General features: G+C 65.9%; 28 protein-coding genes. 16 read left to right on the plus strand and 12 right to left on the minus strand.

Annotated features, from left to right (window positions below; all coding sequences use genetic code 11):
• The first annotated feature begins 9 nt into the window (after window positions 1–9).
• Together FB478_RS09120 and FB478_RS09125 are read left to right on the plus strand one after the other, a co-directional pair.
• Window positions 10–507, plus strand: coding sequence for an SRPBCC domain-containing protein (locus FB478_RS09120; protein ID WP_018770603.1), 498 nt, complete (start codon window positions 10–12; stop codon window positions 505–507).
• A 156-nt stretch (window positions 508–663) separates the two neighbouring features.
• Window positions 664–1,263: a DUF1992 domain-containing protein gene (locus FB478_RS09125; protein ID WP_056391486.1), complete on the plus strand. Its 600-nt coding sequence runs from the start codon at window positions 664–666 to the stop codon at window positions 1,261–1,263.
• 132 nt (window positions 1,264–1,395) lie between these two features.
• Here FB478_RS09125 and FB478_RS09130 read toward each other — a convergent pair whose 3' ends face one another.
• A complete protein-coding gene (locus FB478_RS09130) occupies window positions 1,396–3,567 on the minus strand; it encodes a transglycosylase domain-containing protein (protein WP_056391483.1) in 2,172 nt (723 codons plus the stop codon).
• Window positions 3,568–3,745: 178 nt separating this feature from the next.
• Here FB478_RS09130 and FB478_RS09135 point away from each other — a divergent pair, with 178 nt between their 5' ends.
• Window positions 3,746–4,372, plus strand: a complete 627-nt coding sequence (locus tag FB478_RS09135; protein ID WP_018770600.1) for a PadR family transcriptional regulator — start codon at window positions 3,746–3,748, stop codon at window positions 4,370–4,372.
• A gap of 24 nt (window positions 4,373–4,396) precedes the next feature.
• Here the strand turns inward: FB478_RS09135 and FB478_RS09140 are convergent, their stop codons facing one another.
• The 3 genes from FB478_RS09140 to FB478_RS09150 form a co-directional block, all read right to left on the minus strand.
• On the minus strand, window positions 4,397–5,716 hold the full coding sequence (locus FB478_RS09140; protein ID WP_144600245.1) for an ammonium transporter: 1,320 nt from the start codon (window positions 5,714–5,716) through the stop codon (window positions 4,397–4,399).
• A gap of 322 nt (window positions 5,717–6,038) precedes the next feature.
• On the minus strand, window positions 6,039–6,833 hold the full coding sequence (locus tag FB478_RS09145) for a carbon-nitrogen hydrolase family protein (RefSeq protein ID WP_134165460.1): 795 nt from the start codon (window positions 6,831–6,833) through the stop codon (window positions 6,039–6,041).
• Entirely contained in the window at window positions 6,833–7,069 is a 237-nt protein-coding gene (locus FB478_RS09150) for a DUF2630 family protein (protein ID WP_026265973.1), read from the minus strand. The genes FB478_RS09145 and FB478_RS09150 overlap by 1 nt, the downstream gene beginning before the upstream one ends.
• 85 nt (window positions 7,070–7,154) lie before the next feature.
• Between FB478_RS09150 and FB478_RS09155 the strand changes: the two genes are divergently transcribed.
• Window positions 7,155–7,553 carry a hypothetical protein gene (locus FB478_RS09155; RefSeq protein ID WP_018770596.1) on the plus strand — a complete coding sequence of 133 codons (399 nt, stop codon included), beginning with the start codon at window positions 7,155–7,157 and terminating at the stop codon, window positions 7,551–7,553.
• A 32-nt stretch (window positions 7,554–7,585) separates the two neighbouring features.
• Here the strand turns inward: FB478_RS09155 and FB478_RS09160 are convergent, their stop codons facing one another.
• Genes FB478_RS09160 through FB478_RS09170 form a run of 3 tightly spaced genes read right to left on the minus strand, consistent with a single transcriptional unit; the run spans window position 7,586 to window position 8,690 of the window.
• The gene (locus tag FB478_RS09160) at window positions 7,586–7,921 is read right to left on the minus strand and encodes a DUF202 domain-containing protein (protein WP_144600246.1); all 336 of its coding nucleotides are present in this window, start codon (window positions 7,919–7,921) and stop codon (window positions 7,586–7,588) included.
• Between the two features lie 4 nt (window positions 7,922–7,925).
• On the minus strand, window positions 7,926–8,321 hold the full coding sequence (locus FB478_RS09165; RefSeq protein WP_018770594.1) for a YidH family protein: 396 nt from the start codon (window positions 8,319–8,321) through the stop codon (window positions 7,926–7,928).
• A gap of 9 nt (window positions 8,322–8,330) precedes the next feature.
• The gene (locus FB478_RS09170) at window positions 8,331–8,690 is read right to left on the minus strand and encodes a YnfA family protein (RefSeq protein WP_056392051.1); all 360 of its coding nucleotides are present in this window, start codon (window positions 8,688–8,690) and stop codon (window positions 8,331–8,333) included.
• 54 nt (window positions 8,691–8,744) lie between these two features.
• Here FB478_RS09170 and FB478_RS09175 point away from each other — a divergent pair, with 54 nt between their 5' ends.
• The 3 genes from FB478_RS09175 to FB478_RS09185 all read left to right on the plus strand — a co-directional run bounded on the left by FB478_RS09175 (window position 8,745) and on the right by FB478_RS09185 (window position 12,225).
• On the plus strand, window positions 8,745–9,773 hold the full coding sequence (locus FB478_RS09175) for an LLM class flavin-dependent oxidoreductase (RefSeq protein WP_056391473.1): 1,029 nt from the start codon (window positions 8,745–8,747) through the stop codon (window positions 9,771–9,773).
• Window positions 9,774–9,929: 156 nt separating this feature from the next.
• A complete protein-coding gene (locus FB478_RS09180) occupies window positions 9,930–11,027 on the plus strand; it encodes a ferredoxin reductase (RefSeq protein WP_018770591.1) in 1,098 nt (365 codons plus the stop codon).
• Between the two features lie 13 nt (window positions 11,028–11,040).
• Window positions 11,041–12,225, plus strand: coding sequence for an acyl-CoA desaturase (locus tag FB478_RS09185; protein WP_144600247.1), 1,185 nt, complete (start codon window positions 11,041–11,043; stop codon window positions 12,223–12,225).
• Between the two features lie 73 nt (window positions 12,226–12,298).
• Here the strand turns inward: FB478_RS09185 and FB478_RS09190 are convergent, their stop codons facing one another.
• Both FB478_RS09190 and FB478_RS09195 read right to left on the minus strand, forming a co-directional pair.
• Complete coding sequence (locus tag FB478_RS09190; protein ID WP_144600248.1) at window positions 12,299–13,345, minus strand: cation diffusion facilitator family transporter; 1,047 nt, start codon at window positions 13,343–13,345, stop codon at window positions 12,299–12,301.
• Window positions 13,342–13,749 (minus strand): metalloregulator ArsR/SmtB family transcription factor, encoded by a 408-nt coding sequence (locus FB478_RS09195; protein WP_144600249.1) that lies wholly within the window; start codon window positions 13,747–13,749, stop codon window positions 13,342–13,344. The genes FB478_RS09190 and FB478_RS09195 overlap by 4 nt, the downstream gene beginning before the upstream one ends.
• Window positions 13,750–13,923: 174 nt before the next feature.
• Here FB478_RS09195 and FB478_RS09200 point away from each other — a divergent pair, with 174 nt between their 5' ends.
• The gene (locus tag FB478_RS09200) at window positions 13,924–14,760 is read left to right on the plus strand and encodes an alpha/beta fold hydrolase (RefSeq protein ID WP_144600250.1); all 837 of its coding nucleotides are present in this window, start codon (window positions 13,924–13,926) and stop codon (window positions 14,758–14,760) included.
• A gap of 100 nt (window positions 14,761–14,860) precedes the next feature.
• On the opposite strand, the gene FB478_RS09205 is transcribed toward FB478_RS09200, so the two are convergent.
• A complete protein-coding gene (locus FB478_RS09205; RefSeq protein WP_056391459.1) occupies window positions 14,861–15,271 on the minus strand; it encodes a response regulator transcription factor in 411 nt (136 codons plus the stop codon).
• A gap of 76 nt (window positions 15,272–15,347) precedes the next feature.
• Window positions 15,348–16,091 carry a GAF and ANTAR domain-containing protein gene (locus FB478_RS09210; protein ID WP_144600323.1) on the minus strand — a complete coding sequence of 248 codons (744 nt, stop codon included), beginning with the start codon at window positions 16,089–16,091 and terminating at the stop codon, window positions 15,348–15,350.
• Window positions 16,092–16,387: 296 nt separating this feature from the next.
• Between FB478_RS09210 and FB478_RS09215 the strand changes: the two genes are divergently transcribed.
• The 4 genes from FB478_RS09215 (at window position 16,388) to FB478_RS09230 (ending at window position 20,743) form a co-directional block, all read left to right on the plus strand.
• Window positions 16,388–16,981 (plus strand): adenylate kinase, encoded by a 594-nt coding sequence (locus FB478_RS09215; RefSeq protein WP_056391456.1) that lies wholly within the window; start codon window positions 16,388–16,390, stop codon window positions 16,979–16,981.
• A 46-nt stretch (window positions 16,982–17,027) separates the two neighbouring features.
• The gene (locus FB478_RS09220) at window positions 17,028–17,906 is read left to right on the plus strand and encodes an NAD(P)-dependent oxidoreductase (protein ID WP_018770582.1); all 879 of its coding nucleotides are present in this window, start codon (window positions 17,028–17,030) and stop codon (window positions 17,904–17,906) included.
• A 95-nt stretch (window positions 17,907–18,001) separates the two neighbouring features.
• Window positions 18,002–19,849, plus strand: coding sequence for a S8 family serine peptidase (locus FB478_RS09225; RefSeq protein ID WP_261377374.1), 1,848 nt, complete (start codon window positions 18,002–18,004; stop codon window positions 19,847–19,849).
• Between the two features lie 96 nt (window positions 19,850–19,945).
• Entirely contained in the window at window positions 19,946–20,743 is a 798-nt protein-coding gene (locus FB478_RS09230; RefSeq protein WP_144600251.1) for a phosphatase PAP2 family protein, read from the plus strand.
• Between the two features lie 61 nt (window positions 20,744–20,804).
• On the opposite strand, the gene FB478_RS09235 is transcribed toward FB478_RS09230, so the two are convergent.
• Window positions 20,805–21,122, minus strand: coding sequence for a MerR family transcriptional regulator (locus FB478_RS09235; RefSeq protein WP_056391447.1), 318 nt, complete (start codon window positions 21,120–21,122; stop codon window positions 20,805–20,807).
• A 144-nt stretch (window positions 21,123–21,266) separates the two neighbouring features.
• Here FB478_RS09235 and FB478_RS09240 point away from each other — a divergent pair, with 144 nt between their 5' ends.
• The 4 genes from FB478_RS09240 (at window position 21,267) to FB478_RS09255 (ending at window position 24,198) form a co-directional block, all read left to right on the plus strand.
• Window positions 21,267–21,692 (plus strand): Hsp20/alpha crystallin family protein, encoded by a 426-nt coding sequence (locus FB478_RS09240; protein WP_144600325.1) that lies wholly within the window; start codon window positions 21,267–21,269, stop codon window positions 21,690–21,692.
• 64 nt (window positions 21,693–21,756) lie between these two features.
• A complete protein-coding gene (locus FB478_RS09245; RefSeq protein ID WP_018770577.1) occupies window positions 21,757–22,134 on the plus strand; it encodes a J domain-containing protein in 378 nt (125 codons plus the stop codon).
• 41 nt (window positions 22,135–22,175) lie between these two features.
• Window positions 22,176–22,553 (plus strand): hypothetical protein, encoded by a 378-nt coding sequence (locus FB478_RS09250; protein ID WP_018770576.1) that lies wholly within the window; start codon window positions 22,176–22,178, stop codon window positions 22,551–22,553.
• Window positions 22,554–22,650: 97 nt separating this feature from the next.
• Window positions 22,651–24,198 carry a glycoside hydrolase family 1 protein gene (locus tag FB478_RS09255; RefSeq protein ID WP_056391432.1) on the plus strand — a complete coding sequence of 516 codons (1,548 nt, stop codon included), beginning with the start codon at window positions 22,651–22,653 and terminating at the stop codon, window positions 24,196–24,198.
• Window positions 24,199–24,211 lie beyond the last annotated feature (13 nt).

The following is a 24,211-nucleotide window of genomic DNA, read 5'->3' on the forward strand; positions in this document are numbered from 1 at the left end:
GGCTTTGCCATGGCAGTCATCACTATGGACAAGAACCCGGAGGCGCTGACCCTCACCCTGGTCGCAGAGTTCGACGCCGGCGTCGATCGTGTGTGGCAGCTGTGGGAGGACCCCCGCCAGCTGGAGCGCTGGTGGGGCCCACCCACCTGGCCGGCCACATTCCACAAACTGGAATTCGTCCCCGGCGGCCGTGCCAACTACTACATGACTGGCCCGGAGGGGGAGAAGGCCCACGGCTGGTGGGAATTCACAGCGATTGATGCCCCGCGGACGCTGCAGTTCGACGACGGGTTCGCGGACGACGACGGCAATCCCACCGGCGACCTGGGCGTCACCCACGCCACGGTCACGTTGGAGCCGCTGGGGGAGCGTACCCGCATGACCATCCAGTCGTCCTTTGAATCCGAGGAGCAGTTGGAGCAGATGGTGGCCATGGGCATGGAGGAGGGCCTGAAGGGAGCCGTGGGCCAGATCGACGGCATCCTCGCCGAGCACGCCAACGCCTGACTGCACGGCTGCCACGACGAACTCCCGCCACAGCATCTGGTGGGCGGACGACGGCGGGACGTCCCGCCGTCGTCCGCCCACCTTTGCCGTTGAACAAGGAAGCCGCCCGTTGAAATACTGGAAGGTGGTTCAGGCCGAGGGAAGGCGGTGGCAGCAATGAGCGGCGGGACAGGGGATTTCCGGAAGCGCCTGGAGAGGGCAGTGGAGCTCCGTTCATACCGCGGCGCCGGCATCAGTGCCGAGGAGGAAGCCGCGCTGGACGCCCTCGACGAGAGGGAGCGTGAGAAGCGGAGGAAAGTCAGTGATGCCGCCCGCGCCGAGTACCTGGTCCGGGACGCCATGGCACAGGGCAAGTTCGACAACCTCAAGTACGCGGGCAAACCGATCCCCGGCCTGGGGGACTCGTACGATCCCGACTGGTGGGTCAAGGGGCTGATCCAGCGGGAACATATCAGCGGCCTGGGCCCGGCTGCCATCCTGCTCCGCGCCGAGGACGCTGAGCTCGAAGCCAAGCTGGATACCCAGTACACCGAGCAGCAGGTCCGGGACCTCCTTCAGGATTTCAACCGGCGCGTGATCGATGCCCGCCGCCAGCTGCAGGGCGGGCCGCCGGTGGTCACCAAGACCCGTGACGTGGAGGAGGAAGTGGAGCGCTGGCGCAGCCGGCGTGCGGCGCGGAGTGTGGAAGTTCCTGTCGAACCGGAGCCCCAGCGTTCGTGGTGGAAGCGGTTGTGGAAGGGGACGGGCCAGGAATAAGGGTTCCACTGCTCATGGAGCCGGCTGGCAGATGGGGGGACAGTTATCGGCGGTCAGCTGGTTTTCCACATAGGGCTCTGGGTGGCTGTCGCTGTCGGACCCTGAGGTCTGCCGCTCCGCTGAAGCCAGGGCCTACGGCTTCGGGGTGGGGCTGGGACCAATCATCGAAGCGGGAGGCGGCGCGAACGGGGTTGCGGGATAAAGCGGCGCCACCTTGAGCATGTAGTTGGCCCACTGTGGACCGGCGATCATGTATCCGTCCAGCCGGGGGTAGAAGGTGCCGTTGATGGTCACGTTTTGTCCTGGCCGCTTTTGGCCTTCCAGGGCATCCCCGAAGAAGGAAGCGGTGACCATGCCGGTGGTGTATCCCACCACCCAGGTGGAACCGTTGTTGTTCGAGGTCCCGGTCTTGGCTGCGGTGGGGACCTTGTCATGGACCTTCGGGTTGATCCAGACACCGGAGCCCCTCTTCAGGACATCCTGCAGTACCGAGTTGACGCCGCGGGCTACGTCCGGTTTGACGGCATCGTGGCAGTCCGGGGCCTGGGCAGGCAGCTTCGCCCCGGCTGCATCCGTGACATCAACCAGTCCAATGGGTGCGCAGAAGCGGCCGTCCGTGGCGAAAGTGGCAAAGGCATTGGCAAGGGTAAGGGGGGCAACGCCGGTTCCGCCCAGCAGGTTGCCCAGCTGGTGCATGTTGACCGGGGTGCTGTCGAGGCCACTGTGCAGCCCGACGGCATCCACCATCTTCTGGATGCCGCAGAAGTCCAGCTGCGCTGCCGCGGCGAAGGTGGCGGTATTGATCGAGTTGTACAGGCCGTAGTTGACGGGCATCGGCCGGTAGAAGCCGTCCTCGGCATTCTGCAGGTCGTCGGCAGCACCAAGGGCGGGGTTTGCCTGCGCGGTGCTGTAGGCTCCCAGCACCTTTCCGCAGCTGTCCTTCCACGGGAACCCCAGGGGATAGACGCGGCGTGAGGCGTCCACTTCGGCGGTGATCGACTTTCCCTCGTTCAGCCACTCCGCAAAGGTGAAGGGCTTCATGGTGGACCCGGGCTGGAAACCTCCGGCGCCGTTCAGGTCGTTGCCCTGGGCGTCCTTGGCATCCACGTTGAAGTTGAGGTTGGTGTCGAACTTGCCGGGTTGCGGAAGGAACACCGTGTTTTGGGCCATCGCCAGGATCTTGCCGCTGCCGGGCTGGATGGTTACCAGCGAAGCTGCCCACCGGTCAGGATTTGCGCCTGCGGTGCCGTCAACCTGGGCCTGTGCGGCAGACTGAAGCCTGCTGTCCAGGGTGGTGACGATAGTGAGCCCACCCCGGTACAGCCTTCGTTCCCGTTCAGGTTCCGTCGGGCCGTAGGCGGGATTGTTGAGGATCAGGTGCGAGATGTAATCGCAGAAGTACGGCGCGATGGCCGCATTGGCGCAACCCTGCTGCTGGGGCGTGATCTTCAATTCAATCGGAGCGGCCACGGCCTCGTCATGCTGGGCCTGGGTGATCTTGCGCAGGCGCAGCATCTCGGACAGGACCTGGTTGCGGCGCACAATCGACTTGTCCGGGTTGGTGGCCGGGTTGTACAGGGTTGGGCTGTTGACCAGCCCGGCCAGCAAGGCTGCCTGGGGAAGGGTGAGGTCTTTCGCGCTGGTGCTGAAGAAGTAGCGTGCCGCGGCTTCAATTCCGTAGGCGTTGCTGCTGAAGAACACGATGTTGAGGTAACCCTCAAGGATCTGGTCCTTGGTGTACTTCTTCTCCAGCGTGATGGCGAGCTTCATTTCCCGCAGTTTGTCGCCAAGGGTCTTCTGCCCGTTCAGCACCACCGCGTCCGGCCTGTCCTGTGAGAGCTGTGCCTCGTTCAGGACGTTGGTGACGTACTGCTGGGTGATGGTCGAGGCGCCCTGCTCGCCGCCCTTGGTCAGGTTGGACACCATCGCCCGCAGGATCCCCTGCGGATCAACACCCGCATGGTCGTAGAACCTGCTGTCCTCGATGGCGACAATGCCGGTCTTGATGAAGGGCGACATCTGGTCCAGCGGTACCCGCACACGGTTCTCCGCGTAAAACGTGGCGATCGGTTGCCCATCGGCGGTCAGGACCTTCGTAGCCTGCGACGGCGGCTGCACCGTCAATTCCGCCGGCAGGCTTTCGAAGAAGCCAATGGAGGAACTGACGCCCATCCCGGCGGCTGCCACAGCCGGAACCACCAGGCTGGCTGCCAGCACGCCGCACATGACGCTCGCTGCAAGGAACCCCAGGATCCGTCCCAGGGCCGCGCCAAAACCGCCCCTGCGCTTCCGCTTCTTCACCATTCCTCAGCCCTCGTCCTGTGAGGTGGGAACAGGATACGCCCCTGCCAAGGGCCGAAACAGTGGCGGAAGGTCAGGATTTGGTCACACCGAACCATTGACCAAGCGATAGTTACCGACATATCGTTAGCTATCGCTGAATAAAACAGCGAGCTTCTGAAAACGAAAGGACCATGCCACCATGAAAGGCATATTTGATGACAGGAATCCCGGCCCGGAATTCGGCAAGGGCCGCTTCGAACGGGGGAGGGGCCACAGGGGACCGCACGGGCACCGGGGTCCGGGCTTTGGTCCCGGTTTCGGACCTGGTTTTGGACCTGGTTTCGGACCCGGATTCGGGCCGGGCTTTGGCCCGGGTTTCGGGCGGGGCGGCCGGCGGGCCAGCCGGGGCGATGTCCGTGCAGCCATCCTCTCGCTCCTTGCGGAGGCACCATCCAATGGTTACGGACTGATCAAGACCATCGCCGCAAAGACCGGCGGAATGTGGCGGCCAAGCCCGGGATCCATTTACCCCACGCTCCAGCAGTTGGTGGACGAGGGCCTGATCGAGGCGCTCAGTGAAGGCCGCGGGACCGAGTTCGCACTCACGGACGCAGGCAGGGCCTATGTGGCAGAGCATGCCGAGGAGATGGAGAACGCCTGGAACGCCGAACCGGACAGCGCCGACAGGGACTTCCACCAAAGCATCGGCAAGCTCCTGGGCGCCATCCATCAGTTCCGCACCGGCGTGACCCAGGAACAGCGAGCTGCTGCGATCGAGAAGATGGACGAAACCCGCCGGGCGCTTTACAAAATCCTTGCGGACTAGATCCTTAGGCCGCGGCTGCGGAAGCTACGCGAAGGAGTCTTCCCGGGCGTGCCGCTCCGCGGGAGCAGCAGCGGTTGGGATGTGCGCAGCTGCCTGGCGCAGGGGGTTGAAGCCTGCTCCGATCTCGCCGAACGCGTAGGCGGTCTCGGCGTGCTCGGACAGGTCCACGCCGGCGGTCTCGGCCTCGTGGCTGACGCGGAAGCCCACCGCCTTGTTGATGACCCGCGCAATGACCGCCGTGCCAAGTCCGGACAGCAGCAGGGTGATGACGACGGCGGCTGTCTGGGCGATGAGCTGCTGGACACCGCCGCCGTAGAAGAGGCCGCCGCCCTGGCCGTTCACGGGGAGGGCGATGAATCCCAGGGACAGGGTGCCAATGAGGCCCGCCCCCAGGTGGACGCCCACCACGTCCAGGGAGTCATCAAGGCCGAACCGGTACTTGAGGTCCACGAATACGCAGCATGCCGCTCCCGCCACCAAGCCCAGGCCGATTGCTGCCACCGGGCTGACGTTGGCGCAGGAAGGGGTGATGGCCACAAGGCCGGCCACAACGCCGGAGGCGGCGCCCAGAGAGGTGGGGTGCCCGTGGCGGATCTTTTCGGTGATGAGCCAGGTGAGCATGGCCGCGGCGGGGGCCACCAGCGTGTTGATCCAGATGAGGCCGGCCTGTTCAGCGCTGGTTGCGGCGCCGCCATTGAAGCCAAACCAGCCGAACCACAGGATGGCCGCGCCCAGCATGATGAAGGGCAGGTTGTGGGGGCGGTGATTGGGGTCCTTAGCGAAGCCGTGGCGCTGGCCCACGATGATGGCCAGCACCAGCGCGGCAGTTCCTGAACTGATTTCCACCACGGCGCCACCGGCGAAATCGATGACCTGGCCGAAGATTGCGGAGACGGCCCCGCCTGCACTCATCAGCCCGCCACCCCAGATCATGTAGGCGAGAGGGCAGTAGATCAGGGTGATCCACACGGGAACGAACAGTGCCCATGCGCTGAACTTCGCGCGGTCGGCGATGGCGCCGCTGATCAGGGCCACGGTGATGATGGCGAAGGTGGCGCTGTAACCGGCCTTGAGGAGGTCCGGCGAGCCCATCAGGTTCTGCAGGCCGAAACTCGTGAAGGGATTGCCGAAGAGCCCCAGGATGCCGTCTCCGGTAGTCATGGAGTAACCCCAGAGAACCCACACCACGCCCACGATCCCGGCGGAGATGAAGCTCATCATGATCATGTTCAGCGCGGCCTTGGCGCGGGTCATGCCGCCGTAGAAGAGGCCGAGCCCAGGGGTCATCAGCAGTACCATGGCGGCCGAAATCATCAGCCAGACGTGTTGGGCAGTGATTTCCACCGGTGGGTCCCTTCGCAACGTGATCTTGGTCCGGGGCCCGTTTTGGCCCCAAGCATTTCCCCCGGGATCCATTTTTGGCGTCGCGTGTTTCAGTCAATGCCGCTTAAAGTTGCAGGCACGTTACACAAATCGCTCCCGCGTGAAGTTCACGTATCCGGTATGTTTCGGGAATGTAAACGGCTTCTCTGGCCGGAGCCACCCACGCTGGCACCTTCCCAAAACTTCCCCGCCGGCACGGGCGACGCAGCGCACCTAAGGTGAGAAACGCCGTCGTACCCTGCTTGGCCTTCTGTTTCAGAGCTATGAACGGCAGCTCACAGGGTCAGAACCTGCGCGCGTTGGCCAGGACCGGCAGGTTGGCCCGTACGTCGGCCACCGTGGCGGGGTCAATATCGACGACGGCGAGTTCGGGTTTTCCGCCAAGGGTCACCAGCGGTTTGCCGAGTGGGGTCACAACCGCGCTGTGGCCGATTCCCGTGGGTGCTGTTCCGGCGGGACCAGCGCCGACAGTTTCGGGATCCCCTTGGCCGCAGGCAATCACGAACGCGGTGCTGTCCAGCGCCCGTGCGCGAATCAGCAGGTCCCACTGCTCGGCCTTGCCCTCCCCGGCGCCCCAGGAAGCGCACACGATGTTCACCTGCGCCCCCGCGTTCGCGTTTGCCGTGAATAGGCCGGGAAAGCGCACGTCGTAGCAGGTGGCAAGGCCGAAGACGGTCCCGTCGAGTTCGAACGTAACCGGCCCTTCCCCTGCGTCCACTGTCTTGGACTCCGTGAACCCAAAGGCATCGAAGAGGTGGATCTTGTCGTAGGAAGCATCCACACCGGGTCCGGTGACCAGCAGCGTGTTGCGGACGCGGCCGTCCTTCCCCGGCGTGAACATGCCGGCCACAATCGTGATCTCCAGCTCCCGGGCCATCCTGCGGACCTCGCTGGCCCACGGGCCGTCGAGGGGCTCGGCAATGTCCCTGAGGGAGTGCCCGAACGCGCGCATCGTCGCTTCGGGAAAGACAACCAACTGCGCGTCCGCATTACTGGCCTGCGCGGCGTAGTCCCACATCAGTTCAAGGTTGGCGGCGGTGTCTGCACCGCTGATGATCTGCGCTACTGCAATACGCATTACTGCCGGTAGCCCTCAACCTCGCTGATGGGGCGGGCCTCGGCGTCGTTCGGGTTCTCCCCGGAATCCTTCTTGGCCCGGCGCTGGCGCAGCAGGTCCCAGCACTGGTCCAGGCTTTCTTCCACGTACTTCAACCGCGCCGGGTCCGGGGCCTGCCCGCTGCCCGATCCCTCGCGCAGCGAGTGCTCCTCCTCCACCAGGGCCTGGATGTGCGTCAAAATGTCCTGATCATTCATGGCTTCCCCTAACTCCGGACCGGTCACCTTCAGCGTACGGATCAGGTGCTGAAGCCACCAGTCCCCGCGCGGTACCATCAACTTCATGCCCACTGCGCTCGATATGGCAGGTCCCATCCTGGAAGTGCTCACCTGGTTGTGCCTGCCCGCCGGGCTGGGACTGCTTTTCTACACCGGCTTCCTCCGCCGCTTCGTGCACCCCTGGGACGTGGCCGAGGCCGTGGTGTACTCCGATTCCACCGGCGTGGGGTTCCGCTGGTTCGACCGGAAGCACCAGGTCCACAACGCCCCCATGTCTCCCTACGACATCAGGGACATGGCGGCGGGAGACACCCTCCCCATCTACTACCACCCCAAGCGCCCAACGCAGTGGCAGACCACCGCGCCGGAGGAAGCCGGCAGGACAGCCTCGGTCCTGGGCCGCTGCCTGACGGCGATCGGCTCGGTAGCGCTCCTGGCCGGCTTCGTCCTGCCGATGTTCTAGGAACCGGCTGTGTTCCAAGGGCCGGCTGTGTTCTACGGACTGATCAGGACCACAACAATGCCAAGTCCGCCAAGGACCACTCCGGCGAGAGCGGTCCAGAGCACGGCAGGCAGGTCCGCTTCGATGCTTTCGCCTGCCAGGCCATGGGACCTGGCCCGGTACCGGCGGCGCTGCGTGAGGTAGATGGCAAGGGCGGCGCCGCCGGAAATCGCCGGCAGCATCAGGATGGGTAACCCGTAGACGGGTAGCCAGCGCAGGAAGAAGGCGCTCGCCGTCACCAACGCCAGCATGGTGCGGCCCCATGCCAGGGCGGTCCGCTCGGGCTGGAGGCCGGGATCGCCGTGGGGGCTGGGAGCATGGGCTGCCACAGGCTCAGCGCCAGAGGATAAAGACCAGGACGACGGCGGCAGCCAACGCACCTGCCCCGGCTAACAGGGGCACAAAAAACGGCAGGGGCAGCGGGGCCCTGGTGCGCATGCTCCGCTCCACCCGAAGCCACCGCACCGCGGCACCACCGCTGAGCATCATGCCCAGCAGCAGCAGGAGGACGGCAAGGCCTTTGCGGACAGGCTCAACAAAAAGTCCGGACGTGAACGCCTCAATGGCAATGCCGCCTGCCAGCAGCGCCAGCGACGTGCGGATCCAGGCGAGGAAGGTGCGCTCGTTGGCAAGCGTGAAGCGGGGGTCCGGTTCCTCGCCGCCGGGGAGCAGCCGTTCGGCCATTTTTCCGCGCGGGGGCGGGCCGGGCGGCTGCTCACTGTTGGTCACCGGGCCAGTTTAGCCGCCGCTCCGCGGGGCAAACATGATCACGGCAACACCCAGCAGGCAAACCAGGGAGCCTGTGATATCCCACCTGTCGGGGCGGAAGCCGTCAAAGACCATGCCCCATGCCAGGGAACCTGCCACAAACACCCCGCCATAGGCCGCCAGGATCCGGCCGAAGTGCGCGTCCGGCTGCAGGGTGGCCACGAAGCCGTAGGCGCCGAGCGCGGCCACGCCAAGTCCGGCCCACCACCAGTCCCTGCCTTCGCGGACGGACTGCCACACCAGCCAGGCGCCGCCGATCTCCGCTGCCGCGGCCAGCACGAACAACACAATGGCCTTGAAAATACTGACGGTTTCCTCCGGTATGCCCACGGAGCCATCTTTCCAGCCGGGAATGCCACCGGTATCCGGACAGTTGGGCAAGGTATGCAGCGCATAGGATTCCTTTCATTCGGCCACTGGGGCCCCGGCCAGGGCTCGCGCACCAGGACGGCGGCGGACGCCCTGCTCCAGGGGATCGAACTGGCGGTTGCCGCTGAAGAACTCGGCGTGGACGGGGCATTCTTCCGGGTCCACCACTTCGCCAGGCAGCAGGCATCACCTTTCCCGCTCCTGTCAGCCATCGCAGCCCGCACCAGCCGGATCGAAATTGGCACCGGCGTCATCGACATGCGCTACGAAAATCCCCTGTACATGGCGGAGGAGGCTGCAGCGGCAGACCTGATCAGCGGTGGCAGGCTGCAGTTGGGCATCAGCCGCGGGTCACCCGAGCCGGCCCGGGAAGGCGCGTCGGCATTCGGCTACCGGCCGCAGCCGGGGGAGACCGACGCCGACATGGCCCGGCGCCACACCGCCGTCTTCCGCAAGGCCATCACGGGTGCCGGCATGGCTGAGGCGGACCCCAGGTACGCCGGCGGCGCCACCGGCCTCCTCCCCGTCCAGCCCCAGTCCCCGGGCCTCGCGGAACGGATCTGGTGGGGCGCCGGCAGCAGGAAGACCGCCGTCTGGGCCGCGGAACTGGGCATGAACCTGATGAGCTCCACACTGCTCACCGAGGACACCGGTGTCCCCTTCCATGAACTCCAGGCCGAACAGATCCAGCTGTTCAGGGACGCGTGGGCGGCAGCAGGACATACCCATGCCCCGCGTGTTTCGGTCAGCCGCAGCGTCCTTCCCATCGTGGATGAGGAGGACAACTACTACTTCGCCGGCAGCGCCCTTCGTGACGGCCGCGACCAGGTGGGCGTTATCGACGGACTGACTGCCAGGTTCGGCAAGAGCTACGTGGGCGCGCCGGACCTCCTGGCGGAACAACTCGCAGCCGATGCGGCAGTGCAGGCAGCGGACACCCTGCTGCTGACCGTTCCCAACCAATTGGGCGTGGACTTCAACGCCAAGCTGCTGGGAAACATCGCCGGGCACGTCGCCCCGGCCCTGGGCTGGAGCCGCCAATAAGGTGCGGAAACCAGGTGCGGGAACAATTTGTGAGACCGAACCGTTACTCTTATATTGCGGCGTGGGGGCTTCGCGCCCTTAACTAGTGTGTGACTGCGGAACGGTCATATGACGGAGAGAGAGATATATGGCTCGCACCGCTCTAGGCTTAACCGTATGATCCGGCTACGTCAGCTGGCCCAGGCGGCCTCAGTGCTTACCACCCCTTTGGCGCCGGAAGACATTCTGGCACTTTTCAACCCTGTCTACTCAGCCAGGCAACTGCGCGGCGTGGTCACCCGCGTGGTCCAGGAGACGGCCCAGTCGGCCACCATCTTCTTCCGCCCCGGCCGCGGCTGGAAGGCGCACCTTGCCGGTCAGTGGGCCCGCATCGGCGTCGAACTGGACGGCGTCCGGCACTGGCGCTCCTATTCGCTCAGCGCTCCGGCAGGCAAGGATCCTGCCATCACCGTCACGGACGTCGGCGCCGTGTCCGGCACGCTGGTGCGCACCACCAAGCCCGGCGATGTCCTGTTCCTGGCTCCGCCGCAGGGCGACTTCGTGCTTCCGGAGCACCCCCGGCCCCTGCTGATGGTTACGGCGGGCAGTGGCATCACCCCGGTGATGTCCATGATCCGTACCCTTGTGCCGCGGCGTCCGGATGCCGACGTCGTGCTGGTCCACTCCGCACGCACTCCGGGCGACAGCCTGTTCCGTGAAGAGCTGGCCGAACTCGCGGACCAGTTCCCCAACTTCCGCCTGGCCCACTGGTACACCGGTGAACAGGGGCGGATGGACTTCTCCAGCACCAAGGAGCTGGACGAAATCTGCCCCGACTGGAAGGACCGGGCTGCCTACGCCTGCGGTCCGGACAGCTTCCTGGACGACGCCGAGGCCCTCTGGAAGCGCGCTGCGCTGACCACCCGGTCGCCGGGGACCGACGTCGCCGTTGCCGGAGACGCCGGCAACCTCATGATCGAGCGCTTCAACACCACCTTCAACGCCGGTGTAGGGCACGACGGCGGCTTGGTCACCTTCGAAGCCTCGGACCGGGAGGTGGAGGCCGACGGCGACACCCCCATCCTGGACATCGGCGAGGACGCCGGGGTGCTGATGCCCAGCGGCTGCCGGATGGGCATCTGCCACAGCTGCCTCACACCGCTCCTGGCCGGCCAGGTCCGCGACCTGCGGACCGGGGAAATCCATGGCGAACCAGGCCAACTTATCCAAACGTGTGTCTCGGCAGCCGCCGGGCCCGTCAACCTCGAACTCTGAGGAGCAGTACCGTATGACTGTCATCTCACCCACAAAGACCACGGCCGCCGGAGGAGCCAGCGCCGGCACCTCACGGACGCGCCCGGGCAAACTCGCCGAATCCGGCAGCCCCACCGTCCGCCCGCCGGCTGCCGCGCACCTCAGCGACGAGCAGGTAGCTGAACTCGGCCGCGAACTGGACGCCATCCGGGACGAGGTCCTGGCCAAGCGCGGGGCCGAGGATGCTGCCTACATCCGCCGGATGATCAAGATCCAGCGCGGCCTGGAGATTTCCGGCCGCGCCGCCCTCCTGGTCAGCAAGAACAAAGCCGCCTGGGTTACCGGCACCACCCTGCTGAGCCTGGCCAAGATCCTGGAAAACATGGAGCTGGGCCACAACATCCTGCACGGCCAGTGGGACTGGATGCGGGACCCGGACATCCACTCCACCACCTGGGAATGGGACTTCGTCACGCCCTCGCGGTCCTGGCAGCACACCCACAATGACCTGCACCACCGCTGGACCAACGTGGTGGGCAAGGACAACGACGTCGGATACAACCTTCTGCGCATGGACGAGAACCAGCCGTGGAAGCCCATCAACCTGGCCAACCCGCTGTTCAATGCCATCCTGGCGCCGGTTTTCGAGTGGGGCATCGCCATCTACGACCTCGAGCTGACCGAGTACAAGGAAGGCACCAAGTCCAAGGAAGCCCTGCTCAAGGACCTCAAGGCGCTGGGCAGGAAAGTCGTTACCCAGTTCACCAAGGACTACGCGGCCACTCCTGCCGTCGCCATGCTGACCGGATCCGGCAAGCAGGCGCTGTTCGGCACGATCACTGCCAACGCCGTCCGCAATGTGTGGGCCCACGCGGTTATCTTCTGCGGCCACTTCCCGGAAGGAACCGACACCTTCACCGAAGAGATGGTTGACGGCGAAACCCGCGGTGACTGGTACGTGCGGCAGATGATCGGCTCGGCGAACATCTCGGGCTCCAAGTTCATGCACCTCATGACCGGCAACCTCTCGCACCAGATCGAGCACCACCTTTTCCCCGACCTGCCCTCCAACCGGTACGCCGAGGTGGCGCCCAAGGTCCGCGAGATCTGCCAGCGCTATGGCCTGAAGTACACCACCGGCCCGCTGCTGAAGCAGGTGGGTTCGTCCTGGGCCAAGGTCTTCAAGCTGGCCCTGCCCGGCAAGGCTGCGCGGGCCTAGAAGCCTCAAAGCAAAGCCCGGGAAGTGACCCGGCCGGCGCTGCCCGGCCGGGTCACTTCTGCGTTGGCGGCCTTTAGTGCCGGGTGCCTGGAACCAGGAGCACGTGGTCCAGCTTGGGCAGTGCATGACGCAGTCGGTGTTCGGCGCTTTCAAGGACCGCTTCCGCCCGGGACAATGCCATGTCCGCCAGGTCAATCCGTGCCGAGCCCTGCAACCGGTGCCCGGACCACCGCAGCTGCAGGTGCCGGACTGCCAGGACGCCCGGCGTCGCCGCCAGCGCGGCTTCGGCACGCGACACCAGGTCCGGCTCGATGCCATCCATGAGCCGGCGCCCAATGCTGCGGACCGTTCCCCACAGCAGGACCATGATGGCAGCGGAGATGATCAGCCCGACGATCGGATCAGCCAGCGGGAAACCCAGCATGACCCCCACCGCTCCGATGACCACCGCGAGCGAAGTGAAGCCATCCGTCCTGGCATGCACACCGTCCGCCACGAGCGCCGCGGAACCGATCCTCCGGCCAACCCGGATGCGGTAGATTGCCACGGCCTCATTCCCGGCGAAGCCGATCAGGCCGGCGGCGATGACCCAGCCGAGGTTTTGCAGCGGCTGGGGATGGATCAGCCGGTCCACGGACTGCCAGCCGGCCACCACTGCGGAGAGGGCCACCACGGCCACGATGAACAGTCCGGCCAGGTCCTCAGCCCTGCCGTAGCCATACGTGTAGCGGCGGGTGGCGGCCCTGCGTCCCAGGATGAAGGCCACCCACAGGGGCACCGCGGTCAGGGCGTCCGAGAAGTTGTGGATGGTGTCCGCGAGCAGGGCCACCGAACTGCTGAACAGGACCACCAGGAACTGCAGCGCCGTCGTGGCCAGCAGGACGAACATGCTGATCTTCAGCGCCCTGATGCCCTCGGTGCTGGCCTCCATGGCATCGTCAATGGAATCAGCGGCGTCATGTGTGTGCGGAACGAAGAGCTCGAACAGCCAGCCCTTGAAGCCGGTGTGGTGATGATGCCCGTGGTCGTGGTCGTGGTCGTGGTCGTGGTCGTGGTCGCCGTGGTCCGTCCCGTGCGGGTGGCCGTGGCCGTGCGTTGACCCGCGGTGCGGGCCGGTCACGACGCGTTCCCCTGTCCGGTGTGGACGAAGCCCTGGTCGTGGGGGACCTGCTTGTGGGGAGCGCGGTGGTGGGCAGGTTCGCCGCCGAGTGCATGCTCGGCCTGGAAGATGGCGTCCGCCACCAACTGCCGCGCGTGTTCATTTTCCAGCCGGTAGAGCACCCGGGTCCCGTCCTGCCGCGTGGAAACCATTCTTGCCAGCCGCATCTTGGCCAGGTGCTGGGACACGGCGGCGGGGGACTTGCCCACCACGTCCGCCAGGGCACCCACCGCCATCTCGCCGTCACGGAGGGCCAAAATGATCCGCACCCTGGTGGCGTCCGCCAGCATGGCAAAGACCTCCACGGCCAATTCCACGTACTGGCTGTCCGCCTTCAGTGAGCAAGCATTACTATCTGCATTCATGCGCATATAGTGTCACACTACTTCACAGCAGCGCATCCAGGCCGCCGCGGGCACCGAACGGCGCGACGAATCGAGGCTGCTGGAGCGGGGGCCGCCCCCTAGAGTAGGAGGTGCAGGGCCCGGCGCTCCGCCGGACCGCTCCGATCAGATCAGTCTCGAAAGGAACTTGCCTCCATGGCTTTCATTACCGTAGGTACCGAGAACAGCACTGACATCGAGCTCTACTACGAGGACCACGGCTCCGGCCAGCCCGTCGTGCTGATCCATGGCTACCCGCTGGACGGATCATCCTGGGAAAAGCAGACCGCCGCCCTCCTGGATGCCGGGTACCGTGTCATCACCTATGACCGCCGAGGCTTCGGAAAATCCAGCAAGCCCACCGAGGGCTACGACTACGACACCTTCGCAGCGGACCTCAACACCCTGCTCAACACCCTGGACCTGAACAACGTGGTGCTGGTGGGCTTCTCCATGGGCACGGGAGAGGTGGGCCGCTACCTCGGTACGTACGGCTCGGCCCGCGTGGCCCGCGCGGCGTTCCTCGGGTCCCTGGAGCCCTTCCTGCTCAAGACCGATGACAACCCCGACGGCGTACCGCAGGACGTGTTCGACGGCCTCAAGGAAGCGGTCACCGCCGACCGCTACGCCTTCTTCACCGAATTCTTCAAGAACTTCTACAACTCCGACACCTTCCTGGGCACCCAGCGGCTCAGCCAGGAAGCCGTCAACGCCAGCTGGAACCTGGCTGCCGGCGCCGGAGCGCATGCTTCTGTCGCAGCGCAGCCCACCTGGCTTACGGATTTCCGCCAGGACATCCCCAAGATCGATGTTCCGGCGCTGATCCTGCACGGCACCGCTGACAACATCCTGCCCATCGATTCCACCGGCCGGCTGTTCGCCAAGGCCCTGCCGAGTGCCGAGTACGTGGAGATCGAGGGTGCACCGCACGGCCTGCTCTGGACGCACGCCGCGGAGGTCAACGAAGCGCTGCTGGCCTTCCTTTCGCAGTAGGGGGTCAAACGGACAAACGGCGACGACGGTATGCCGCCGTCGCCGTTTGCTCACCACCGCGGTCCGCTGAGGTGTCATGCCTCATGTCCAGGAGGCGAACTTAGCAGGCGGGTTTGCCCGTTATGTGCGGCTCCTGGGAAACCGGCGGCGGTGTCACCAGTTGTACGGCGAGATCCCGGAGCTCCTGCGGACGGAAAGGCTTGGTGAGGTACCCCGCGGCCCCCGATGCCATGCCGGCCAGCACATCGTCCTGCTCGGAACGGGCCGTGAGGAACAGCAGGGGCGCGCTGGTAAGGGCGCGGATGGCGCGGGCCACCACGTACCCGTCCATATCCGGCAGCCCAACGTCCAGGGTCACCAGGGCGATGGCGGGATCAGCCGCGGCGGCAATGGCCTCGGCCCCCGTGCCCACCATCCTGACCTCAAAGCCCGCGCGCGACAGGACCACTTCGATCAGTCCGCGGATATCGTCGTCATCCTCCACGACAAGGCAAACACGCTGCTGTTCCATCAAGCCCCCCGGCGAAAAGTTGGCACCAGTCTACCTGCGGGAACGCTGCCGGCATGACCGAAGCAAAAGATGGCCGCTAGCCGTCGTAATGCGTGCGCGCCGGGCCCTGGCCCAGGGCGTTGACGACCGCCGCGGCCACATCATGCAACTTGGTGTTCCGGGTGCTGGAAGCGGTCTTCAGGATCTCGAAGGCTTCCTGCTGGCTGCACCGGTTCTGGGCCATGATGATGCCGACAGCCATGTCAATGACCGTGCGGGACTCAAGGGTGGCCCGAAGGTTCGCGGCCGTTTCGCTGTAGTGCGCGAACCGCACCGCAAGGCGGAGCGCCAGCGAGGTCTGGCTGACGAAATCCTCGGCAAACTTCAGCACGCGGCCCTCGAACCGGTGCGGGCGGCGGGAGTACAGCAGCAGCGATGCCTTGGTTTCCCCCTCAAGCCGGAACGGAACCGCCGCCACGGAGCGGATCCCCTCGGCAGTCGCGGCGGCGGCGTACTCAGGCCAGCGGCCATCCGCGGTGAGGTCCGGAGCGTGCACGATCTCCTGGGCCGTGGAAGCCGTGAGGCCCGGGGTGTCGCTGTACCTGTGTTCAAGCCGTCCGATGGACTTTGCATCCGGGCTGCTGCTGGCGACCGTGGCGGCCTTGCGTTGCCGGAGGAGGGTGATGGCGCACAGCATTTCGTCGCCGGGCTCGGAGAGATTGCGTGCGGAGACCTGTGCCAGTTCATTAAGGAAGTCCTCAACGTCGGAGCTGTTGAGGACAAGTTCATGCAGGTGCTCAGTGATGGATGTATCGGTTTTTGCTGTTGACTCGCTGGCCACGATTTTCTGGTGCCATTCGCTCAGGTCAAAACGAGCCGGCAACACGCCAACGCCCCGCAACTGGGCGGGGAGCCGGTGATGGTCGCTGGATCGACGAACTTTCCAACGGCCTGCTGCTAAACCGATAACCAAAAGTATATACATCCCCGTGCCGCCCAAAGCGTCATATATGGCTGCCCCGGAGCGGGCAAAAGGCTGGCGCGGGGCCGGGCATACCGGCACAATGAAGCAGGCGCCGGTGCTGCTGCGGGCTGGCCGCGGGACCAAGGGCTGCTCAGCGGCGGAGGGACAGGAACATGACCAGGCTGCTCATCATTGGACCACCAGGGTCCGGCAAGGGAACCCAGGCCGAACACCTCGCGCGGCACTTCCGGGTCCCTGCCGTTTCCACCGGGGATATTTTCCGGAGCAACGTCAGCCAACAGACCGACCTGGGGAACCAGGCCGCCCGGTACCTGGATGACGGCCATTTCGTACCGGACCACCTCACCAACGCGCTGGTCAAGAACCGTCTCCTCGAAAGCGACGCGATGCACGGGTTCCTGCTGGACGGCTATCCGCGGACAGCTCAACAGGTACTGGAGCTCGACCGCATGCTTGAGGCACAGGGGCATGCGCTGGACGCCGTGATCGAACTGCAGGCGCCCGACGAGGAACTGGAGCAGCGGATGCACCGCCGCGCCCTGGAGCAGGGGCGCACGGATGACACCATCGACGTCTTCAGGCGCCGGCTGGACCTCTACCACCGCCAGACGCATGAAGTAGTCTCGGTGTACGCGGGCCGGGGCATTCTTGTGTCCGTCAACGGCAGCGGGGACCCGGGCGGGATCACTGCACTGGCAATCGCCGCCGTCGAAAAGTTCCTTGCAGCCCCGCAACCCCCGTCCTGACCGAAAACACCGCACGGTGAACGCACTCGAGCAAAAGGAAACAGTGATGAGAATTGCCGTTACAGGCGGAAGCGGAAAACTGGGGCGGCACGTGGTGCGCCGGCTGACAGGCGACGGCCACCAGGTCCTCACCCTGGACCGTGCGGGTGCCCGCAGCCCGGAACTGCTGGTGGTCGACCTGCGCAACTACGGCCAGGTGGTGGACGCGCTGCTGGGCGTAGATGACCGGCATGACGGGTTCGACGCCGTGGTGCACCTGGGTGCCATTCCCGCCCCGGGCATCCTTCCGGACGCAGCCACCTTCGAAAACAACATGCTGTCCACCTACAACGTCTTCCAGGCGGCGCGGCGCGCCGGCATCAAGAAGGTGGTGTACGCCTCCAGCGAGACGGTCCTGGGGCTGCCGTTCGACATCGACCCGCCCTACATCCCGGTGGATGAGGAGTACCCGCCGCGGCCGGAAAGCACCTACTCGCTGGTGAAGACGCTGGAGGAGCAGATGGCTGTGGAGATGACGCGGTGGGACCCCGAACTGAGCATCACCGGCCTGCGGTTCTCCAACGTCATGGACGAGGCCGACTACGCCAAATTCCCCTCCTTCGACGCCGACGCGACGCTGCGGAAGTGGAACCTGTGGGGCTATATCGACGGCAGGGACGGCGCGCAGGCCGTGGTACGTGCGCTGGAGAACGCCAAACCAGGGTTCGAAGCCTTCATCATCGCCAACGCTGACACGGTGATGAGCCGGTCAAGCGCCAGCCTGGCGGAAGAGGTCTTTCCCGGCGTCAAGGTCACCAAGGACCTGGGAGAGCACGAAACGATGCTGTCCATCGACAAGGCGCGGCGCCTGCTCGGTTTCGAACCCGAGCACAGTTGGCGTAACCACGTGGCGGCCGGCTCCAACACGGTGGAAAGCCAGCGATAACCACCGGTCCGCAGGAATCGCCGAGGGTTCGCGAAGGATCATCCAAGGAGCCGGAAGCCGTGTGCTTCCGGCTCCTATCCTTTTGGTATCCCCCCTTGCCCCGCCACCACAAGGACCCCAAAATTCGTACCCGATTCTTCGTGCTGCCGGCCCTCACGGCGCTGCTCTCCGCCGTCGGCCTTTCCACCGTGTCCCTGCCGGCGGCTGCTGCTCCTGCCCCCGCCGCCGCAACCGGCCGTTACATCGTGCAGTACGCCGCCACTGCCGACCTCGCAGCCGAGGTGTCCGGGCTGCGCGGCCAGGGCCTCGCCGTCGGCCGTACCTTCGAGCATGCAGTCCGCGGCGCCGTCGTCACGGCCAACCCCGCGCAGGCGGCAGCCCTTGCCAGGTCCGGGAAGGTGCTGTCCGTGGAGCCCGACGCCCCCGTCAAGGTTTCCGGGACCGAGCAGCCCGCCCCCTGGGGCCTGGACCGCGCAGACCAGCGGACCCTTCCGCTCTCCGGTTCGTACTCGTGGACCGCGGCGGGCGCCGGGGTGACCGCCTACGTGGTGGACACCGGCATCCTGGCATCGCACACCGACTTCGGTGGCCGGGTCGCGGCAGGCTGGACAGCGGTGGCGGACGGCAACGGCACCACCGACTGCAACGGCCACGGCACCCACGTGGCCGGAACCGTGGCCGGAGCCACGTATGGCGTCGCCAAGAGCGCCACGCTGGTGCCCGTGAGGGTGCTCGACTGCAGCGGGTCCGGCTACAACTCGGACGTGGTGGCCGGCCTGGACTGGATCGCCGCCAACCATGCGGCCGGAACCCCCGCCGTGGCAAACCTCAGCCTGGGCGGAGCGGCCAGCAGCACCGTGGACGCCGCCATCCAGGCAGTTCTTGGCGACGGCGTCACCACAGTGGTTGCCGCAGGAAACTCCGCCGTGGATGCCTGCACCGCTTCGCCCGCCCGCGTCCCCGGGGCTGTCACGGTGGCAGCCAGCGACTCCGCCGACAAGCAGGCCTCGTTCTCCAACTTCGGGTCCTGCGTGGACCTGTATGCGCCCGGCGTCGGCATCACCTCCGACTACTACACCTCCACCACCGCCACCGCATCCATGTCCGGAACCTCCATGGCCGCGCCGCACACCGCCGGAGCAGCCGCCGTCCTGCTGTCGCAGAACCCTGCCCTGGCACCGGCCGACGTAGCAGCGGCGCTAATAGCCAATGCCACGTCCGGCGTCATCGCCGGCGCCTCCGCGGGAACCCCGAACCGCCTGCTGTACACCGGCGCAACGGCACCTGCACCTGCGCCTGCCCCTGCACCCGCTGTCACGTCTGTTTCACCGGCCGCCAAGGCCACCGCCGTGGCAGCTGGAACGAACGTCACGGCCACCTTCAGCACCGCTGTTCAGGGCGTGAGCGCCGGGACGTTCGTGCTCAGGAATGCAGCCGGCAACAGCATCGCGGCCACCGTCACGTACAACGCCACCACCCTGGCCGCCACCCTTGACCCGGCAGCAAGCCTTGCCCCCGATGCCAGCTACACCGCAACCCTGACAGGAGGAGCCTCGGCCATCCGCGATGCCGCAGGCACCCCGCTGGCGTCCACCAGCTGGACGTTCACAACTGGCCCCGCGCCCACCGTCACCAGCTACTCGCCGGGCAGCAACGCCCTCCTGGTCCGCAGGAGCAGCAGCATCAGCGCCACCTTCAGCGAGGCGGTCCAGGGCGTTAACACCACCACGTTCACCCTGAAGAACCCGGCCACCGGCGCCGTGGTGGCAGCAACGGCCTACCGCAACGGCACCACCAACCAGTGGATCCTTGACCCCCAGGAGACCCTCGCCGCCAAGACGCGGTACACCGTGACCCTCACGGGCGGGACCAGCGGCATCCGGGACCTGGCCGGCAACCCCCTCGCCAGCCGGAGCTGGCAGTTCACCACCGGCTCTTTCTAGCCGCCTGATGGAGTGAATGGGCCGTGGCCGGGATAATCTTCACCCTAGGCATTCATCACGGCACGCATCTTCCGCGGCGTAGGGACGGGCAGCACATTGGCACAGAAATCAGCAGGTTCCGCAGTCTCTGAACGGAAAGCGGGAAGGTGGCACGCCTTCCACGAGAAGTTCGTGGTGGAGGAACGCTACGTGGACCCTGCCGACCGGCGGGGCCTGTACCGCGCGTCGATCATCCTGGCCGTCGTGGGGCTGGCACTCTTCATTGCCACCCTGGTCAGCGTGGTGCAGGCCGACGGCCTTTCCGTTGCCGACACTCCCGTGCATGACTGGCTGCTGACCACCCGTTCAGCGGCCGTCACTGCCATCATGATCTTCCTGGCGGTGATCTTCGGCCCCATCGCGCTGCCCATCATCGTGCTGGTGGTGATCCTTGTCTGGGGATTCGCAGCCAAGCACGCCTGGCGCCCCATCCTGCTCGCCTCCGCGATGCTGACCGGAGTGATCATCTCGCAGATCATCCTCCACATCGTCCAGCGCTCCCGGCCCCCCGTGGACCAGATGCTGTTCGGCGCGGACCAGACCTTCTCGTTCCCGTCCGGGCACGTCCTGGGGGCCTGCGACTTCCTGCTGGTGGGCGCCTACCTGATTTTCTCCCGGCGCCGGAACCCGCGTGCCGCGGTGTTCGGCTTCCTCGGGGCCGGGATCGGCATCATCCTCGCTATCGCCAGCCGGTTGTACCTTGGCTACCACTGGCCCACGGATGCGTTGGCGTCGTTCGCGCTCTCGCTGCTCATCCTCTCCGGGGTCATCGCGCTTGACACGTGGCGGACGGCCAGGATTCCGGGGGAACCGATCACCGGAGAGCTGTCAAGGGCCGAATCCACCGGAGAGTAGGAACTTACCGGGAGCAGTCCGGGAACCGGATCCCGCTTCCTGGGCACTTCCCGGCCCCCTCTTATTGCGGCCGCGATTTTGCCCGCTTGAGTGCCCGGTGCAGCTTCACGTTGGCTGCCTCCAGCTCCAGTACCTTCGCAACGCCCGCCAGGTTCAACCCCTCCTGCAGGAGTTCGCCGATCCGCAGCAGTACGGCAATATCGTCGTCGCTGTACTGCCGCGTGCCGCCCGCCGTCCGCGAGGGCGTCAACAGTCCCTTGGTTTCGTACAGCCTGATGTTCTGCTGTCCGGTTCCCGTGAGCTCCGCCGCCACCGAGATGGCGTACAGGGCCCGTGAACCGGGGGAGCGGCCAGCCCGACCTGCTTCAGGATCCGCCATTCTTTCTCCCAAAAATCGCTTCCGCTGGTACCTTGCTTCAGTTTTGCACGAGTGCTATAAAAAATCTATATCCACCACCATAGATTAAAGGAGGTGGTGGGTAGCTGCAGATCCAGCACCTGGAAGCTAAAGGAGTGGGAAATGATGTTGATGCGTACGGACCCGTTCCGTGAGCTGGACCGGCTCACGCAGCAGGTCTTTGGAACCTCCGCCCGCCCGGCAGCCATGCCCATGGACGCGTGGCAGGAAGACGGGGAATTCGTGGTGGCGTTCGACCTTCCCGGTGTGAACGTGGATTCCCTGGACCTGAACGTTGAGCGGAACGTCCTGACCGTCCGGGCGGAGCGCAAGGACCCCACGCAGCCCAACGTGGAGCTCGTGGCCTCTGAGCGTCCCCGGGGCGTGTTCAGCCGCCAGTTGATCCTGGGTGACACCCTGGACACTGGGCACATCAAGGCCAGCTATGACCAGGGTGTCCTGACCCTGCGGATTCCGGTTGCCGAGCAGGCCAAGCCGCGCAAGATCGAGATCCAGACCCAGCAGGGCGAGAAGCACCAGATCGGCAGCTAGGACCATGCTTTCGTGCCGGCGCCCCTGACCCTCCGGGCGGGGCGCCGGCGAAACAGGAGGCAGGATGACTGATCTCCCCGACTACTACGCCATCCTGGGCGTAGGCCGGGACGCCGGCCGCCAGGAAATCTCGCATGCCTACCGCGCCCTCATGCGCACCCACCATCCGGATATGGACGGCGGGCGGGCTTACGAAGGCATGGAGACCATGGGGGATACGACGGCGGAGAAGGGCAACACTGCACAGGGGGAGGAACTTCTCCGGATCATGCAGGCGTTTAACGTGCTGCGTGACCCCGGGCGCCGCGCCGACTACGACAGGAAGCTGGCGGCAGCTGCGCCCACCATCATTCCGGTCCGGAAAGTCCGCAGCCGTGGCGGGCAGTCCGGACCTCCCATCCGCGTCACCCCGGTGCGGTGGGAAAGCGGGCCCTGGTCCTGATCCAGGCCCTGGGCCATTGATCCAAGGAGGCGGAAAACTGCATGGGCGACTGGCGGCGCTACGATTCACACCTCATTCCTGCATTCTTCGAACGCTTTGAGCAGCGGTGGGGCGAGGGAACCGCGCCCTTCCTGGACCCGGAGGCGCACGAACAGCCTCTGCCGCGGGCACAGTGGATCAACCCCACCACGGGTGCCGCGCTGGCGGTGGTTCCGGTATGGACCGCCGATGAGAGGCAGCAGCGTTCCTTCGGCGTGTTCTACCTCCCGCCGGGCGGGGACATCTGGGTCCTGCGGCCCGGGTACACCGGCTACCTGGAGCCGTCCGACGACGACACGGAACACCTGGTGACGCTCCGGAATGATGCCTTCCGCAAGGCAGTGGCGCACGCCAAGGAGTTCCTGTTCGGCACCCAGTAGTTGCCGGCGCAGGGAGCGGAGTTGCTGCTCGTCAGCCGACCTCCGCTGTGACATTCTGGGACGTACCCTAACTACCGTGACCAAAGGCTGGACCCCAATGCACATCACCGCCAAGGACCTCGCAGCGCTCATCCCCCCGGGGTTCACGCTTGGCGTCGCAACCGCAGCATTCCAGATCGAAGGGGCGCTGGACGAGGATGGACGGGGACCGGCGGGCTGGGACAGGTTCGCTGCCCGGCCCGGTGCCATCGTTGAGGACCACAGCCCGGTGGTGGCCACGGACCACTACCACCGGATGCCGCAGGACGTGGCCCTCCTGAAGCAGCTCGGCGTTGACTCCTACCGGTTCTCCTTCTCCTGGCCGCGCATCCAGCCGGGCGGCACCGGCCCGGCCAACCGCGCAGGCATGGCGTTCTATGACCGGCTCCTGGACGAGCTCCTGGCCAACGGAATCTCGCCCATGGCCACCATCTACCATTGGGATACGCCCCTGGAACTGGATGAGGCCGGCGGCTGGATGAACCGGGACACCGCCTACCGGCTGGGGGAGTACGCGGCGCTCGTGGCCGATGCCTTCGGTGACAGGGTGGCCCGGTGGGTCACCATCAACGAGCCGGCAACGGTGAGCGCCAACGGCTACTCCCTGGGGCTGCACTCCCCAGGCAAGGAGCTGGCCCTGGGTGCCTTCCCCACGGTCCACCACCAGCTGCTGGGCCACGGGCTCGCCGTCCAGGCCCTTCGCGCGGCGCGGGTGCCCGGCGAAATCGGCATGACCAACGTCTACTCACCCATGGTGCCCAACTCCATCAACCCGCTGGACAAGATCAGCGCGGGACTTATGGACCTGGGGCAGAACCGGCTCTACGCGGACCCTGTCCTGACGGGCAAGTACCCGGACCTCATCCGCGCGGCCAAGTTCTTCAGCTCCTTCGAACATCCCGAAGAGGACATGGAGATCATTTCCCAGCCCCTCGATTTCTACGGGCTCAACTACTACATGCCCACCAAGGTGGCCGTTGGGCCGGGCAACGGCGCCGTGCCGGCCAGCATGGCCGAGGCCATGGGCAGCGACCTCAGCGCGGCCGGAAACGGCGCTACGCCCTTCCACGTGGAGACGTGGCCGGAAGCGGACGTCACCGCATACGGCTGGCCGGTCAAGCCGGAGTACATGGCCGTGGCCCTGAAGGAGATGGCCGAGCGGTACCCCAACCTGCCGCCCGTGATCATCACCGAGGGCGGAGCCAGCTTCGAGGACATCATTGTCCGGGACAAGTCCACCAACACCAGGTTCATCCCGGACGAGCGGCGGCTGAAGTACATTTCAGACCACCTTGAAACCGCGCTCCGGGCCACGGCGCCCGGTGGGGTGGCCGAATCCGTGGACCTGCGCGGCTACTACGTGTGGTCCTTCCTGGACAACTTCGAGTGGTCCGCCGGCTACAACCAGCCGTTCGGCCTCCTGCACGTGGACTTCGAAACGCTCGACCGCACACCCAAGGCGTCCTACTTCTGGTTCCAGGAGCTCATCGAGGAACGCGACCTGGCTGCCGCGGCCGGGGCGGCCATCGCGCAGGCAGCGGTTCCGGAGCTGTTGGACAGTGAATTGCCCGACGACGGCGCACCCCTGGGTGCCAACGCGCAGTAAGGCTGCGCAGCCG

It is taken from the genome of Arthrobacter sp. AG367, from assembly GCF_007828995.1.
Classification (GTDB): domain Bacteria; phylum Actinomycetota; class Actinomycetes; order Actinomycetales; family Micrococcaceae; genus Arthrobacter.